The sequence below is a fragment of the Rhodococcus sp. 05-2254-6 genome, from assembly GCF_002258565.1.
GTDB lineage: Bacteria > Actinomycetota > Actinomycetes > Mycobacteriales > Mycobacteriaceae > Rhodococcoides.
This window is the reverse complement of sequence record NZ_NOZF01000016.1, coordinates 44,965-60,403: the sequence shown is the minus strand read 5'-3', so window position 1 is coordinate 60,403 and position 15,439 is coordinate 44,965. Positions and strand designations below refer to the sequence as shown.

The window sequence follows — 15,439 nt, the reverse complement described above, 5'->3', positions numbered from 1 at the left end:
CCCCCACACCGAATTCCGAGTTGCTCGTGGGCGTCACCTCGGGAACCACCGGTCCGCCCAAGCTGTTCGTGCGCAATCAAGCGTCGCGGGCGGGCTGGCTGGTATGTCCTCGGGTGCGAACACGTCGACTGCACCCCAACCGTGCACTCTCGCGTGCTGACGCGGGTGCGCGACAATCAGCGAGGGCTCGCAGACCGCCACGACATCGGCGAATTCCTGAGCCAACAAATGCCGATGCAGCAGAACGACACTCACGCCGGCATGCATCGCCGCGACGACGACCACCAACGACCCGATGTCCGACGTCGGCAGTACCGCGATGCGACGCATCCCTGCCACTGCGGTCGCCGTGCGTGTCACCCGGTCCCAGAATTCGCGGTAGGTGACCTCCCCGGTCGCATCGACCACGGCTGCCTCGGGGCGGTCGGAATGCCGCGCTATCCGGGCGGCGAGGAGTTCACTCGTGGTCATCGTCATCGACACCATCGTCATCTACACCGCGCGCGACGAGGGCGTCTCCCATGGCGTCGGCGGTGCGCAGGGCCCGCACCAGGACCGGCGTCGCCAGCGCCGTCATCGACCACTGCAGTCCGCGTGCCTTACGGGCCTGCGACACCTCTTGGACGATGGAGGCGAGCAGCGGGATGCAGCGGATGGCCAGAGCCAGGAGCAGTCCGATGCGATCCGGGTCGACGCCGAAGCGGCGGACGGGGCCGAGCGCTCGGGTGACGGTATCGAGCATGTCGGTCACGCGGGTGGTGAGGGTGACGAGAGCTGCCAGAGCAACGGAGATCACCAGTACCCCACACACCACGACGGCGCGCTGCCAGGTGGTGATGATCACCTGGAAGACACCGATGATCAGCAGCATCCACAGCACCGGACGCAGTTGCGCCAGTGCGACTTTCGCTGGAATGCGAGCCACCGCGAACAACGCCGCGACCAGCAGCGCCACCGCTGCGACCTCGAGCGGAGTGCGCGCGAAGATCACCGTTCCCAGGATCGCGAAGATCAACGCCAGCAGCTTCGATCCCGGGCTCATCCGGTGCAGCAGCGAGGTGCCGGGGCGGTAGAGACCGATCATCCGATCAGCTCCCGATAGGCCGGGACCGCGGCGGCGGGGGTTCCGTCGAACGCGATGCGGCCGTCGTCGATGACGATGACGCGCTCGAAGCTGTCCAGCAGGGCCAGTTGGTGGGTCACGACGATGACCTGCTGATCCATCGAATCCAGAGCCTGTGCGACGACGCGTCCGTTGCGCAGATCCAGCAGCGTGGTCGGTTCGTCCGCAACGACCACCTCCGGTCGTCGGATGAGGACGGCACCGATCGCCAGCAGTTGCTTCTGTCCACCGGAGAGCAGGTGCGCCGGATGGTCGCGGTGCTGATCGAGACGGAAGCGGACGAGAATCTCCTCCACCCGCTCGGCCACCTGCTGTTTGGTCAGCCCGGACCTGCGCAGCGAGAACGCGAGATCCTCGGCGACAGTGGGCATCACGATCTGCGAATCGGGATCGGTGAACACGAACCCGACCTTCTTGCGTACCTGCGCACCCTTCTTGGCGGCGTCGATACCGTCGACCGTGACGCGGCCCGTATCGGGTTTGATCAGACCGTTGATCATCCGCGCGAGCGTCGACTTGCCGGAACCGTTGGAGCCGATGATGCCGATACGGCGCTCGTCGAACTCGAGGTCGATGCCGTGCAGCACCTTCCGTTCTCCGAACGAGTGCGAAATGTTCTCGAACTTGATTGTGCTCATATGACCCTGCTCATGTCGCTCGTTCCACCAGCATCGCTATTCCTTGCCCGCCGCCGATGGCGCAGGCCGCCAGTCCCAGCGCCGGACCCCCGGGTTGCAACATTCGAGAGGCCAACCGTACCAGCAGAATTGCGCCCGATGCTCCCCACGGATGGCCCATCGCGATGGCTCCACCTTGTGGGCAGATGCGGTCCTCGTCGAGACCCAATTCATCCGAGACCGCGAGCACGACCGACGCAAAAGCCTCGGTGATTTCGATGGTTTCGATGTCGGAGAGGCCCACCCCGGTGCGGGCGAGCAGCTTCTCGATCGCCGGCACCGGACCCAGCCCGGGAAGAGCCGGGTCGGACCCGGCGACGGCACTGCCGAGGATGCGCAACGCCGGCATCCCGGCTGCCCGCTCGGCGGTGGTGATGGCCAGAACCGCTGCGCCGTCGGATATTCCGCACGAATTGCCCGCGGTCACCGTGCCGGCTGGGGTGAACGTGCCGGCTGGGGTGAATGTGGGGCGCAGTCTGCCGAGTCGCTGGGCGGTCATGTTGGGGCGGATGCGCTCGTCGGTTGCGACCTCGTTCACGGTGACGATCTCGGCCGAGAAGTCGCAGGCCGCCGCGCGCGCGAACGACCGTGCAGCGTAAGCATCTTGGCGTTCGCGCCCGATACCGCGGATTCGCGCGAGGTCGTCCGCTGCCACACCCATGTCGGGGTCCTCGAAGCCGGGCGGAGCGAACGGCGCTCGGGTGTAGCGGACAGGCTCTTCGCCGTCGACCGGTGGCCAGAACCGCCACGGACTGGTGCTGGCAGATTCGACGCCACCGGCCAGAATCAACGTCTCGTCGCCGCTGCGGATGCGCGACGCGGCCTGCGCCACGGCGTCGAGCCCGGACCCGCACTGCCGATCGACGGTGACTCCGGGAACGCCGACACCGAGGCCCGCGAGCAGCGCCGAGACTCGTGCAACATCACCGCCGGGACCGAGGCAGTTGCCGAGAATCACGTCGTCGATCGGGGTATCGAGCGGACTGATCTCTGCTGCAACAGCTTTCAGCACCGGCGCGGCGAGGTTCGGGGCGGTGACATCGGCGAAGCCGTGCCCGGCGATACCGATCGCAGAACGTTTGGCCGCAACGATGACTGGGCTGTACGAAGCAGACACATTCACAGCAGGGCCCTTCGGGCGATCTTGCCGCTCGCGGTGCGGGGCAACTGCTGCACCACCGTCCAGCGTCGCGGCAGCGCCTCCTTCGCCATGATTGCGCGAGCGTCGGCGCGCACCAGGTCGAGGTCGCGGGTTCCGTCGAGTTCGATGACGGCTGAGACCGTTTCGCCGAGAACCGCGTGCGGTGTACCGATCGCTGCCGCAGCTCGGACGCCGTCGAGCCCGGTCAGGATGCTTTCCACGTCCTCGGCGATGACGGTGGTTCCGCCCACGTTGATCGCTGCATCTCCGCGGCCGTGGACGAGGAGTTCGGAGCCGTTCAGTTCGGCCAGATCACCGACGCCGAACCAATCGCGCGCACCCAGCGCGGCGTACGGCGATCGAACGAACAGGTACCCGTCCTCGGTGCGTGCTTCGACATCCCGGAGCAGCCTCAGAGACGATTGTTCGCCCACCACCCTCGCCGCCACCAGCGACAACTCCGCCGAGCCGTAGTATTCGACCAGCCTGACGCTTTGCGCCGAGATCGTCTGCGCAGCAACATCATCGAGCCCGGCTCCGGCAGCGACGGCAATCCGCGCATGAGGCATCCGGCGGAGGACGTCACGGAGTACCGCAGGCACCGCGTGGACAGCCGTGGCCTGCGCGGGATCGTCGGTGACGCATGCCCCCAGCCACAGTGCGTGCACCGCGGCGAACAGGTGCATCGTGGCGTGCAGCGGTCCGGTGACGAGCACGGTGTCGGTCGGGCGGATACCGGATATGTCGGTGAACTCGGGGAAGCTGTCTACCCACGACGCGGCCGTGCGAGCGAGCGGTTTCGGCCGGCCGGTGGAGCCCGAGGCTGCCACCAGCAGGAACGCGTCGGGATCGATGTGCGCAGGGCGCTCGGGTCGGGCGGCCGGATCCTCCACTCGGACCGCACTGCCCTGCCTGGCTGCCGCGAAAACACAGATCAACGCGTCCGGCAGCTCCAGTGCTGATGCGTCGTGAAATCGAGCGTCGTGCACCGGGAGGTGAGGCCACTGCTCGACGGCTGCGTCGAGTTCGGCGTAGGTGAGTGTGCGACCCGCCCAGGAGATGGCGGTGTCGTTGTCGCGGCCTCGACCTCCCAGCGTGAGAGTCACGCCTTGATCAGGCCCGGGTACGCGCGGTGGACGCTCTTGGCGACGACGGTGGCGACGACGACCTTCGCGATGTCGCCGGGCAGGAACGGTCCGTTGGAGGTGATCGCGGCCCAGACTCCGACGTCGGTGCGCAGGATCAGACCGGCGATGCCGAATACATAGACGACGAGGATGCCACCGACCGCGTTGATCGCCAGGCCGAGCGCGATCGAGTACTTGGGGAGAATGCGGGCGGTGAGCCAGCCGATCAGCAACGCTGCCGGTATCCAGCCGATGAGGTAGCCGACGGTAGGCCCGGCCATGGCGGCGAGACCGGTGCGCCCGCCCGCCAGCAGCGGCAGGCCGATCATCGTCAGGGCGAGGAACACCAGGACCGCGGCCGTGCCCTTGCGGGGTCCGAGGATCGCGCCCGACAGGATGATGCCGAGAGTCTGCAGGGTGATGGGGACGCCCGAGAACCCGACCGTGATCGATCCCGGCAGGCCGAGCGCGGCGATGAGTGCTGCGAACACTGCGATCTGCGCCATGTCGCGGGCGGAGACGTTCATTCGGCTGACCTTACGGCTCGGCTGGCGGGTACTGCTGTCGACATCTGACACGGTGGCTCCTCGTGGAGTGGGGCGGTGACCTGCCCCAGAAACTTGAACGGCGTTCAAGGTAGCAGGCCAGCGGCCTGCGCCACACCGGCACGGGTGTGGTTCAGAAGGGCGGAGGGTCGTATCGGGCGCGGTCGTATCGGACGCGTGCATGGACGACGCGACAGTGTTCCAGGTAGGCCCGCCGCTTCTCCGCCAACTCATTTCGGTCGATATCCGTTGTCGCAGAACGACAGTCGTTCAGAGTCGGCGGTGTACACCCGCTGTACTCGAGCTCCCAGCGGGTGGGTTCGAGCAGGCTCGCTCCCGGCCTCGACGAGACCCTTCGCCGTCGGCGGGATGCGCGGGGAGTCGCGATCGACAACTCCGGCAACGTGACTCTGCGCAGACCGAGCGAGTTCGACCACAGAATCGCGCCGCCTGCGAGCATCACCGCCGACCACGCCCCCGAGGTCTTGGCCTGATGATGAAACACGCACACCGGCTGAAGATTGGTCACGATCGTCCAGCCGCCCCGACCGGGATCGTCGTGATCGAACGGAACCAGATGATCGATCTGACACCGGGCCGCCGGCACGTCGCAGTTCGGGAAAGTGCACGTGCGATAGGCAGCCCGAACGAACGCCGCGACACGGGCACCTGGCAGATACGTCACCGCAGACCGCGACGGAGCGGACTCGCCGCCATGACCGTCGGGAAAGATTCCGCGAGCACGCTCGGGCCGTTCGGCAATCCATGCAAGCCACCGTGCGACGAGCCCATCGCGGACAGACTCCTCCCCCAGTAGCGGGGCTGCAGGTGGGAGGCAGTGGGCACCCTCGAGGCGCACAGACGGAAGCTGGGCGGCACCTCGTACCCGACCCAGGCCGACCACCCGACGCAACAACGACGGCACCGCCGTAGAGAACGGTCCGAACGAACTCGACTGCATACCCGACCCACCGCCGCTGTGGGAGCCGGTTTGGCCGGGGTCGGAGTGCCCGGAACTTGGGCCGGAGTCACGGGGCGACTGCCCGCGGCCGGAGTGCGAAGGACCGCCACCGGCTGAACCACCGTCGTCTGGACCGCCGCCGTCAGGACCGCCGCCGTCAGGACCGCCGCCATCCGGACCGCCACCGTCAGCACCGCCGTCGTCAGCACCGCCGTCGTCAGGGCCGCCTTCGGGGCCACCGTCCAACCCACCACTGTCAGGGCCGTCAACGTCCCGGCCGTCACCGTTCGATCCGCCGTCGCCCGTGTTTCCCTGTTCGGGCTTCAGCATCTCGACCAGCTCGGTCAGCAGCGCCTGCCACTTCGCATCCGTGGCGACGATGCGCGCCACTTCGGGGTCGATGGGCGTCCCGTCGGGGAGGGTCGCAGGCTCCGAGGACAGTCCCAGCAATGTCTCCACAGCCACCACGATCTGGAGGAGATGCCCGCGCCGAGGAGGAATGTCGTCGACAGCGCCTGCCACCGGGCAGTCGTCGCCGCGATCGCACTGACACGCCAGTGAATGCTCGCCGTGCAGCAACGCCATCAGACCCGCGGCCCGCAGCGTCCCCGTCGATCGTGGGTCGCGCTTACAGACCGTCCCGACGATCTCGGTGATGAGCGCATCCGCCTCTGCCGCTTCGAGATCGGTGATCTTCGCAATGAGCGACGCGATCCCGCCCGGACCGGTGCGATCGATCCGCACGCCGACCTCCTCGGACTTCGCCGCCTCGCGGGCAGCTGCGGCACCGACCGGATCGGCCTTCATCCACAACCGCCAAATCCGATTGCGCAGCGCCTGCGGACGCATCCGGCCACCCGCCGCACACACCTCGTATTCGATCTTCGCGATCGTCTCGTCACTGGCACGATGCAGCACCGAGGTGATCGTCACCACCGTCGACCAGTCGAAGCTGCCGGTGACGAAACGCAAGGCAGTCAACGGCATCCGATGCAAACGCTCCGCGACGTCGTGCACCACGGACGCATCGCGGCGCGTTCCCGTCATCGTCACGGCCAGATCGCACAGGGCACCGCGGACCGTCTCACCCGGATCTCCGCCGGCAGCTTCGGCTGCCTCGAGGCGCATCTCGAGCACGTCGCAGTACGCGAGCACAGTCGCTGCCCGAGCGAGATTCTCGTTGACACGGTTGAGCGCGATGACGTCGAGGAACCCCGCAATGCAGTCGTCGACCGGCGGCGTCTCCGCCGCTCCCCACCCCCCGGTATCGAACATGCATTCGATGCTACGAGAGGGGTACGACAAGAAAATCCGAGAACAATTCGAGTCGAATCGGTATAACTGCAACGGTGGCAAGCTACACCATCCGCGACATCCGCCCGGGCGACGAGGAACAACTGGGCGAGCGCACGTGGCAATCTGGAAGGCGACGTACGCGGGAATGATGAACAGCGCCAAGCTCGATGCGATACGCCCTCGCGATCGCATCGAACGATGGGAGCAGATCATCGCCCGCCGCGACGAGCAGTCGAGCCGCGGTGTGCGCACCCGATGCGCCGTCGACACCAGTGATTCACGCATCGTCGGTTTCGCCACCGGCGGCCCACCACGCGACGACAATCCGCCGGCACCGACCGAACTGTGGTCACTGAACGTTGTGCCCGAGCACCACGGCACCGGCGTCGCAACAGAACTCATGACGACCGTGATCGACCGGGAGGCATCCACCTATCTGTGGGTGGCAGCGGCCAACCATCGTGCGGTGGCGTTCTACCGCAAGCATCGGTTCGAGCTGGACGGCACCGAGAAGTTCGACCCGCTCTGGGAGTGCCTCGAAGCCCGCATGGTCAGGGCTTGACCGGCGGTTCTCGTCTGGACTCGTCGGGATCGAGCTTCTCGGGGTTCAGTACCACCTCTGCCACCATCGGAGTCGTCTCGACGGTCGCATCGCCGTACCGAACGGCCACCGTGTTCGGCAGGAAAGCTTCCAGCGCACGCGGAGTGATCCACCACAGCAGCGCCGAGAACAGAATCAGAATGTTGACCCACTGCAGAACCGTCGCCGCATTCTCGGACGGAATCACGCGATCGAACACCTGGATGTTCATCACCAATCCGTGGATGGCGATCAACACCCACAGTCGCCGGTAGCGGTAGAACACCCATACCGCCGCGGCACCCCAGCACAGAGCCCACAGAAATCCGCCTCCACCGAAGTACATGTAGAGGAGGCCCCGCATCGTGCCCGACAACGCCATGATTGCCCAGATCGGGACTCGGCCGATGAGCAACAACACCGGCAACGCGACCAGGATCGGTTCCTCCCGCAGACCCACGACGAGAGCGGAAACCACTGCGAGCCAATCGGACTCGACCGAGGCCGGGATCGAGAAGCTGAATCGGACGATGTCCATCCGCGACAACACGAGCAGCGAAGCAGACGCGGCACCGATCGCGGCACACCACGTGAGCGCAGCCTCGAACGCGGTCCCACTGCGGGCCGGCCACACCGCAGGCAGCTTCCGACGCCGAACGAACCAGACGATGGCGATCGCGACGGCACCTACCACCACCTGCGCCGCGCCGACAGCGAGATCGGCCCACTGATCCCCTATCGACAGAATCGGGGCCGGCGCGTCGGGCTCACGGAAACGCCACAGCGCACCCATCAGGCCGACCAAGTAGACGACGACCCAACCGGCCACCAAACCCAGGACGATCACGGCGGTACCGGCAGCGGTCAGACCACGCCGAGACGGGCGTTCAGCAAGCCCCGCGTCGACACCGGTCGTCACCAGGCCACCACCATTCCGCTCGATACAGCACCGCCGAACAGCTTGTCTATCACGCCCGGGCCGAGAATTCAGTACCGTCCTGGCGATACGAGCCGGGGGGTGCCCCTCACGACCGAGGGCCAGGCTCGGGTGTGTCGCTCGAATCCTCACCGCCGACGATGTCGTCTCGCAGTTCCGCAAGCAATCCCTTCTTCGGGGTGCCGCGGCGCGATTCCCAAATGTCGACCATCGCGAGTACCACCAGAACACAGCCGATCGGCCCGCCCTGGAACCAGAAGAACCGAAGGTCCCAGAAGAACAGCGCCAGCACAGCTCCGACGACAATCATGACGATGCTGCGCACATCTCTCGCGTTCATCGCTTCCCTTCCATCGCTTCGGACCACAATCAGGTCAGACCAGGTTCAGTTCGATTGCCGCATCCGCGGCCAGTAGCGCGCCCACGACGAGCAACACCGTCGCCGACACGTCCCCACTCCAGCGATCCACGCGCCGGAGCAGAGTTGGCGTGAGTAACGAAACCCGTTCCTGCGCAAACACTCTGGCGATGAGCAGGATGAGAGCGGGTGAGAGCGTCACGAGCACGTACGCCACGAGCAAGAGCACCGAGAACCCCCACCCCAGGCCGGACTCGACCACCGTGTCGATCGCTGCAAAGTAGGGCAGCATCGTCGCCACCTCCACCGCTGCCACAGCGACGGCGAGAACGACTACCGCGCTGACATTTCTCGGAGGTCGCGTCCACCACGCGCTGCCCGAGTCTCGCCGCCGGCGGTCACAGACCAGACCCATGACCAGAACCGCAAGACCCACCGCCAATCGAGTCCACGCATCACCAGGAATCGCCACACTCAGGCCATCGGCGGCCGCCCACAAGGAGATACCGACCCCGAAGTAGACCAGCCCCAGCACACCCAGATGCAGCAGAACCACACGCACCCGGAACGACGGCCGCAGCATCATCCACAGCGGAACCGCCAAAGTCCCGACGCCGATGCTGTCCATCAGCGCGAGCCCCACCAACTGAATTAACACAGCTGTACCGTAACAGGATTTCAACACAGCCGTGTGGAAAAGATGTCCTCGTGCTAGAATAGACCGATGCCGAAGATCGTCGACCACGACGCACGCCGGGCGGAGATCGTCGCCGCCGTGTGGCGCGTCATCGAGCGATCGGGAATGGACGGGGCGACGGTTCGCAGCGTCGCCGCCGAGGCAGGCGTCTCCCCCGGATCACTGCGGTACTACTTCTCCGACCAAGGAGAACTGGTGCTGTTCGCGGCCGAGGCCATGACGCAACGCGTCGTGCATCGGTTGGAGGCGCACCCGACCGATGGTGACGGACCGACGCGAGCGATCCGCGTCCTCGAGGAGTTGCTACCCCTCGACGAGGACCGCCGCGCCGAGGCGTCGGTGTGGTTGGAAGCGATCGTGCGTGCCAGATTCGACGAGCGACTCGCCGCACTCAAGACGGCCGGGTGGTTCGGCAGCCGGTACCTGTGCCGGCTCGCGTGGGCGCACCTGCACGATCTCGACCGCCCGAACTCTCCCGCATTCACCTTCGACCGCGCAGCGGACGAACACGCAGCGGCCGAACTGCATACCTACATCGACGGCCTGACGCTGCAGGCGGTGACGTATCCCGAGCAACTCGCGACCGAGGAGGTACGTCGGTTGTTGCGCACTTACCTGGAGCCGCGGTCCTGAGTCGAGTCGACAGGGAATCTGCGGCCGTAGTACCACCCGATCACCGCGACGACGACGCCCGCCGCGGCAATGGCACCCAACACCGATCCGAAGCCCGACGCATCCACGACGCGACCGACGGCCAACGGTGCCACGAGAAAACCGATCCGGGACACCAGCGACACGATCGAAATAGCCGCCGCCGAGGACACACCGGGAAGCCGCCCGGCCAGGCTGAAGACGATGGGAAACAGTGGGCTCGCGCCCAGGCCAGCAACCGCGAACGCCCCGATGACCAGGACCGGTAGATCCGCGGCCAGAACCGACAGGCCCAGGATGACGAGGAAAGCCACGGCCACCAGTGACGCGCCTCCGCTCAGCACCGTCGACGGGCCGAACCGGTCGACGATCCGGTCCCCGACCAACCGACCGATCAGCATCGCGGCCGAGAACGCAACGAACGCGATACCGGCCGAACCCGGGCCCGCGCCCTCTTCGGTCGTCATGTAGACCGCGCTCCACGACTGCGGAAAGTCCTCCATCAGCCCGGCGAGCAGCACCACGGCCCCCAGCAGGGCCAGTGCTGCGGTCGGGCGTACGAGAACGGGGCCGGGTGCCGGGTCCTCGCGATCGTCGAGCGCCACCGATTCCGGACCCACCAGACCCCGTCCGACGGCAACGAGAACGAGCATCAGCACCACCGCGACAAGACCGAAGTGCGCCACCACCGGCATCCGGATGCCGGCCGCGGCCGCGCCGGTCACTCCCCCGACGACGGCACCGACGCTCCAGGCGGCATGGAAGCCGCTCAGCAGCGACTTCCCCGCTCGTTCCTCCACGAGGACACCCTGCGCGTTCATCGAAATGTCCATCACAGCATCGGCGCCGCCGAGCAGTACCAGCGCCGCAAGCAGCGTCCACCACGACACTGCGACCGCGGGCAGGACGAAGGCCGCGCACAACAGCAGCCCCGAGGCGAGAATGGTCCACCGACTGCCGAACCGTCGGACCGACGCAGCGGCGACGGGGGCTGCCGCCAGCCCGCCGAGCCCGACACCGGTCAAGGCGAGGCCGAGCGTTGCGACGTCGATCGACAGTGAGTTCTGAATCTCCGGAATGCGGGGAGCCCAGTTCGCGAACACCGCGCCGTTGATGAAGAAGACGACGAGAACGGACAGCCTGGCACCAGTCATATCGATGCGAGCCTATCGTTCGTCGGCGGGCCGGATCCGTTACTCGAGGTAACGTCGATCGGATGCATGTGTCCGACCGCCTCACCGACCGCGTTCCCGAACGCTGGCTCGAGCCCCTCGTCAAGCACGCCGAGGCCCTCAAGTTCCTCATCGTCGGAGCGATCACCTTCGTCGTCACCGTCGTACTGTTCTTCGGCCTGAAGTGGACGATCCTGCAGGACAAGCCGGTGACAGCGAACGTTCTGGCCGTGCTGATCGCGACGATCGTGTCGTACATCCTCAACCGGGAATGGTCGTTCACAGCGCGTGGCGGACGACGTCGTCACCACGAGGCAGCGCTGTTCTTCGCCGTCGCCGGAACCGGCCTGGCAATCAACCAGCTACCGCTGTGGGTGTCGAGTTACATGCTGGATCTGCGGTCGCCGAACGTGTCCTTCCTCACCGAGAACATCGCCGACTTCGTCAGCGGCTCCATCATCGGCACGTTGCTGGCAACCGCATTCCGATGGTGGGCGATGCGCAAGTTCGTCTTCCCGGAACCGGTGAACGTTCTTGCCGACCCCGCCGCCCTGACCGTTTACGGTGGACGGCATGGCGACCACTAGGACCCTCGTGCTCATGCGGCACGGAAAATCCGGCTACCCCGACGGAGTACCGGATCACGAACGACCCTTGGCACCGCGCGGCCAACGCGAGGCGGCACTCGCCGGAGCCTGGATCACCGAACACGTCGGCCGCGTCGATGCAGTGCTGTGCTCGACGGCCCTGCGCACCCGCGAAACGCTGGCCGCTACCGGCATGGGCGACGCTCCCACCCGATTCGAGCGAGACATCTACGGCGGATCCGCGGACGAGATCATCGACGAAATCCGCCTTGCGGACACGTACTTCGACGACGTGACCGTCTCGACACTGCTGGTCGTCGGACACGAACCCGGAATTCCCTGGACCGCACTCGAATTGGCGGCAGACGACGACACCGACGTGGCCCGCGAGGTTCGTCACCGCTTCCCCACCTCGGCAATCGCCGTGCTCACCACCGAGAAGTCGTGGGCAGACCTCGCTGCAAGTTCGGCCACGATCACCGAGTTCTGCATCCCGCGCGCCGATCAGTAGTCAGTGCTTGCCGGTAGTCAGCGGTTCCTGAGATAGAGGTAGCCGGCACCGCCTGCTGCGATCAACAGGATCAGCGCTGCCGGGAACCCGAGCAGCCACCACACCAGCGCCAGCACTACCAAGGCCGGTGCCGCGGCGATCAACGCGATGCCGGGATTCTCTCGAACCGTCTCCAGCGCGGACTGTGCATGCACTCTGTCGATCTTCTTGCCTGCCATGGCGGACTCCCTGTTTCGTATGTCCTGTATGCGTACTTCCACTGTAGGCGCACCGACAGCAGCTACCCGCGGTCGACGACGGCAATCGTGGCTGTGGACGAATACACCAGACGTTCGCCGGATTCGATCACCCACGATGCCAGGTACCGATTCGTTGCATAGGGGTCCGGCGTCGGCTCGATCTCCAACCGCCGACGTGTCGTACCGTCTTCCAACGCGATCGATTCCACGGTACCGCCGACGGTGGAATACGCGAGACCGTCGGCGTACGCCGTGATCGGGTAGTAGTCATCGGGATCGTTCTCCCACCGAACCGAACCGGTTCTCAGATCCAATGCCGTCACATGAGCTGTTCCGGGAGCACGTGCGATCACCACATCCCCGACGACAGCTACGCCATTGGTCGACGCCAACAGCGGGCTCGACCAGAGAAACGTTCCGGTCGTCCGATCGAACGCACTGTCACCGACGACCATCGGCAGCGACAGGTCTGTTGGATCGTCGATCTCGAGGAAGGGATACACCGGCAGCGGAGCTCTGGCGACAGTTCGACCATCCGAGGCGAGCGCGACGGTACCGGCGTACGTCTGGGACTGTGTACACACCGCCTCGGTCATGATCACCAGTGCCGGTTGCACCCGAAAAGGTTGCGACACGCAACTGTCGGGATAACCCCGGTACCACGTGATCGATCCGGTGACCGAGTCGAATCCTATTGCCGTCGAACCGAACCGGCCCAGGCCGTAGTTTCCGTCGATGGTGATGACCGGCCCCGGCATACCCGCGTAAATGGCCTCGCCGGGAAATTCGGTGACCCAATCGCGCCCGAGATCGTCCACAGAACCCTTGGCGAGCTGCGGCGTTCCCTCGTAACCTGCTTGTGTGACAGTAGAACTGATCGAGTAGAGCGAGAACCCGTCGGTTCCCACAGCGAACACACGTTGCGGCACACGAACAGAACGACCAGCACCGGTCGTGGTGTCCACCGTGACGATCGTCGATTCCGGATTCTCCGACTCGGTGCTGGAGAGGCAGACGAGGTATCCCGACAAAGGCCGGTCGGCACAGGAGTCCACCCGGAGATCGTCTCGCCGCCATAGTGTGGATCCATCCGTTGCGTCGAGGCCCACCATCGCGGGAGCGTCGAAATTCCCGGTAGCAGGATCCGGCAGACCCACCGACGCGACATACACCCCGCCCGCATCGATGAATCTCGCTGCGCTGGGGTTGAGCCGTCCGCCTGCACCAGGATCACGAAACTGCGCGAATTCGCGGCCGTAGACGGCCTCTGCAGATCTGGACCACTGGACTTCCGGCGCACGCGGAACCGTCGGCGGCGCTGTGGTCGTCCGTGAGGGGGCAGTCGCGATTGCCGGGTCGTCGTCCTGCGCGACAACGATCACCGCAGCAACGACAGTCGCCAACGCCACGGCTCCCGCTGTCCACACCGGCCATCGGGTGCTCACAGGTCCAGGCCCGGTGCCGTCGCGATGGACTCGAGATTGCCGACCGTGACGAGCTCGCCCGCCGATGTCGACGAGATACGGACACGAGTGCCCGACGGCCGGGTCACAGTCACGGTCCTGACGCCGCGCTTCGATCTCTCGGACATCGATCTGTCGGGCAGGCGCACGGTGTCGACCGATCGATCAGCCGTCGGGTCATATGCGTCGGGAATTTCCGGGAGCGGCTGTCCACCCGTGATCGCTACGGTCACAACACCTTCCGATCCTGGCGTCAGAATTGTCCCGGCTGCACACAACGAGTCGTGGGACAACGAACTCCGTTGCATCGGTGCCAGCGGCTGCTCGAGCGCGATCACGGCCCGAAGCGCGCGGATTCGAGCCTGGTCCAGAGCGCGACCGATACGGTCTGCGTCGGCGCGAGTCACCGCTGGTCCATCCTGCGACCCAACTCGCGTGTCACACGGCAGAGGAGGGGGTCGGGTTCCGTCCGGCACCGCTGCACCGATTCGCAGCTCGCTCGACGACACCAGGGAGATCAGGTCGCTCATGGACACTGCTTCGTCCGAAGACACGAACTGGCTTGCGTTGGCCTGCAACGTCGTTCCATCGGATGCGTATGCAGTCGCCGTCCTGACCACCGCTGTTCTACCACCGTCTTCGCCGGTGGACTCTTTCGTGTCCACGACCGTACCGTCGGCTGCGACCTGCCTGCGATCGAGACTGCCACCGACACAGGGCGGTACACCGGCAGTCGACTTCGAGATCGTCACCGTCACGTCGGCACCCCTGCCGTTGCGAATCAGCAACCCGGCGGCAGTGGAGCTCGCGAACATCGACAGATCATCCGTCGGACCATCGCCGACAGAGCTATCGGACGTGGGACCTTGGACAGGACCGAATCGAAACGCGGATTCGGCACCGAACGCGAACGTACCGGGTGTTGCGAACTCGACGGCGGTCTCGGCCGGCAACGCAGAAACAAGCGCATCGGACAGCGCAGTAGCTTTGCGCCCGGAGAACCATGGATAACGGGGGTGGTCGTAGCGTCCTCCCTCGAGGCGGAAGTACGCCCCTGAGAATTCCCCGGACTCGGGAACGACGACGGCATCACACCCCGGAATCGTGGTCGACGACTCACCCTGGTCGTAGTTCGACGCGCTGAACCCGCTCGACGCAGGCGTATCCGGCAACGCGACGTCCGCAGGACCGGACGCGCGTGAATCCACCACGATGACTCCCGCCGCGACCACAGCGACAGCGACGAAGACCCAGAAAATCTTCGGTTGACGCCCGAGCGCTCCGAGGTGCAACGCGTCGAGGTCTATCACGGCGAGAAGCCTAGCCTGCCGTTCACAAGACTCGACGCTCCACGACTTTCGGTGGAGCTATCGG

Annotated in this window: 18 protein-coding genes; 4 read left to right on the top strand and 14 right to left on the bottom strand. The window is 65.9% G+C overall.

Translation table 11 applies throughout. The annotated features are described in order from the left end of the window. Window positions 1-33: 33 nt before the first annotated feature. The 7 genes from CH256_RS02045 to CH256_RS02015 all read right to left on the bottom strand — a co-directional run bounded on the left by CH256_RS02045 (window position 34) and on the right by CH256_RS02015 (window position 6,849). Window positions 34-477 carry an AMP-binding protein gene (locus CH256_RS02045; RefSeq protein ID WP_256989333.1) on the bottom strand — a complete coding sequence of 148 codons (444 nt, stop codon included), beginning with the start codon at window positions 475-477 and terminating at the stop codon, window positions 34-36. Continuing rightward, window positions 458-1,084, bottom strand: a complete 627-nt coding sequence (locus CH256_RS02040) for an energy-coupling factor transporter transmembrane component T family protein (protein WP_094641153.1) — start codon at window positions 1,082-1,084, stop codon at window positions 458-460. Before CH256_RS02040 ends, CH256_RS02045 begins: the two co-directional genes overlap by 20 nt. Next, a complete protein-coding gene (locus tag CH256_RS02035; RefSeq protein ID WP_068053457.1) occupies window positions 1,081-1,761 on the bottom strand; it encodes an energy-coupling factor ABC transporter ATP-binding protein in 681 nt (226 codons plus the stop codon). The genes CH256_RS02040 and CH256_RS02035 overlap by 4 nt, the downstream gene beginning before the upstream one ends. Before the next feature lie 10 nt (window positions 1,762-1,771). Continuing rightward, a complete protein-coding gene (locus tag CH256_RS02030) occupies window positions 1,772-2,923 on the bottom strand; it encodes a thiolase family protein (protein WP_094668730.1) in 1,152 nt (383 codons plus the stop codon). After that, entirely contained in the window at window positions 2,920-4,047 is a 1,128-nt protein-coding gene (locus tag CH256_RS02025) for an AMP-binding protein (protein ID WP_094668729.1), read from the bottom strand. Before CH256_RS02025 ends, CH256_RS02030 begins: the two co-directional genes overlap by 4 nt. Next, window positions 4,044-4,595 carry a biotin transporter BioY gene (locus tag CH256_RS02020; RefSeq protein ID WP_176460393.1) on the bottom strand — a complete coding sequence of 184 codons (552 nt, stop codon included), beginning with the start codon at window positions 4,593-4,595 and terminating at the stop codon, window positions 4,044-4,046. The genes CH256_RS02025 and CH256_RS02020 overlap by 4 nt, the downstream gene beginning before the upstream one ends. 151 nt (window positions 4,596-4,746) lie before the next feature. Then, window positions 4,747-6,849: an HNH endonuclease signature motif containing protein gene (locus CH256_RS02015; protein WP_094668728.1), complete on the bottom strand. Its 2,103-nt coding sequence runs from the start codon at window positions 6,847-6,849 to the stop codon at window positions 4,747-4,749. A 136-nt stretch (window positions 6,850-6,985) separates the two neighbouring features. Here CH256_RS02015 and CH256_RS02010 point away from each other — a divergent pair, with 136 nt between their 5' ends. Further along, window positions 6,986-7,432: a GNAT family N-acetyltransferase gene (locus CH256_RS02010; RefSeq protein ID WP_256989332.1), complete on the top strand. Its 447-nt coding sequence runs from the start codon at window positions 6,986-6,988 to the stop codon at window positions 7,430-7,432. On the opposite strand, the gene CH256_RS02005 is transcribed toward CH256_RS02010, so the two are convergent. From CH256_RS02005 to CH256_RS01995, 3 genes are all read right to left on the bottom strand, one after another. After that, window positions 7,422-8,369: a CPBP family intramembrane glutamic endopeptidase gene (locus CH256_RS02005; protein ID WP_256989331.1), complete on the bottom strand. Its 948-nt coding sequence runs from the start codon at window positions 8,367-8,369 to the stop codon at window positions 7,422-7,424. The two genes, CH256_RS02010 and CH256_RS02005, sit on opposite strands and share 11 nt — an antisense overlap. Before the next feature lie 106 nt (window positions 8,370-8,475). Beyond that, the gene (locus tag CH256_RS02000) at window positions 8,476-8,727 is read right to left on the bottom strand and encodes a hypothetical protein (protein WP_094668727.1); all 252 of its coding nucleotides are present in this window, start codon (window positions 8,725-8,727) and stop codon (window positions 8,476-8,478) included. Between the two features lie 34 nt (window positions 8,728-8,761). Continuing rightward, window positions 8,762-9,403: a GAP family protein gene (locus tag CH256_RS01995; protein WP_143536500.1), complete on the bottom strand. Its 642-nt coding sequence runs from the start codon at window positions 9,401-9,403 to the stop codon at window positions 8,762-8,764. A 66-nt stretch (window positions 9,404-9,469) separates the two neighbouring features. On the opposite strand from CH256_RS01995, the gene CH256_RS01990 reads away from it, so the two are divergent. Then, window positions 9,470-10,075, top strand: a complete 606-nt coding sequence (locus CH256_RS01990; RefSeq protein WP_094668725.1) for a TetR/AcrR family transcriptional regulator — start codon at window positions 9,470-9,472, stop codon at window positions 10,073-10,075. On the opposite strand, the gene CH256_RS01985 is transcribed toward CH256_RS01990, so the two are convergent. Next, window positions 10,054-11,247, bottom strand: a complete 1,194-nt coding sequence (locus tag CH256_RS01985) for an MFS transporter (RefSeq protein ID WP_094668724.1) — start codon at window positions 11,245-11,247, stop codon at window positions 10,054-10,056. The genes CH256_RS01990 and CH256_RS01985 overlap by 22 nt on opposite strands. A gap of 62 nt (window positions 11,248-11,309) precedes the next feature. On the opposite strand from CH256_RS01985, the gene CH256_RS01980 reads away from it, so the two are divergent. Beyond that, window positions 11,310-11,852, top strand: a complete 543-nt coding sequence (locus CH256_RS01980; protein ID WP_094668723.1) for a GtrA family protein — start codon at window positions 11,310-11,312, stop codon at window positions 11,850-11,852. After that, complete coding sequence (locus CH256_RS01975) at window positions 11,839-12,363, top strand: SixA phosphatase family protein (protein ID WP_094668735.1); 525 nt, start codon at window positions 11,839-11,841, stop codon at window positions 12,361-12,363. Before CH256_RS01980 ends, CH256_RS01975 begins: the two co-directional genes overlap by 14 nt. Window positions 12,364-12,380: 17 nt before the next feature. Here CH256_RS01975 and CH256_RS01970 read toward each other — a convergent pair whose 3' ends face one another. The 3 genes from CH256_RS01970 to CH256_RS01960 all read right to left on the bottom strand — a co-directional run bounded on the left by CH256_RS01970 (window position 12,381) and on the right by CH256_RS01960 (window position 15,375). Beyond that, window positions 12,381-12,581: a hypothetical protein gene (locus CH256_RS01970; protein WP_068053408.1), complete on the bottom strand. Its 201-nt coding sequence runs from the start codon at window positions 12,579-12,581 to the stop codon at window positions 12,381-12,383. A 62-nt stretch (window positions 12,582-12,643) separates the two neighbouring features. Beyond that, complete coding sequence (locus CH256_RS01965) at window positions 12,644-14,047, bottom strand: outer membrane protein assembly factor BamB family protein (protein ID WP_094668722.1); 1,404 nt, start codon at window positions 14,045-14,047, stop codon at window positions 12,644-12,646. Continuing rightward, a complete protein-coding gene (locus CH256_RS01960; RefSeq protein WP_094668721.1) occupies window positions 14,044-15,375 on the bottom strand; it encodes a hypothetical protein in 1,332 nt (443 codons plus the stop codon). The genes CH256_RS01965 and CH256_RS01960 overlap by 4 nt, the downstream gene beginning before the upstream one ends. Window positions 15,376-15,439: the final 64 nt, after the last annotated feature.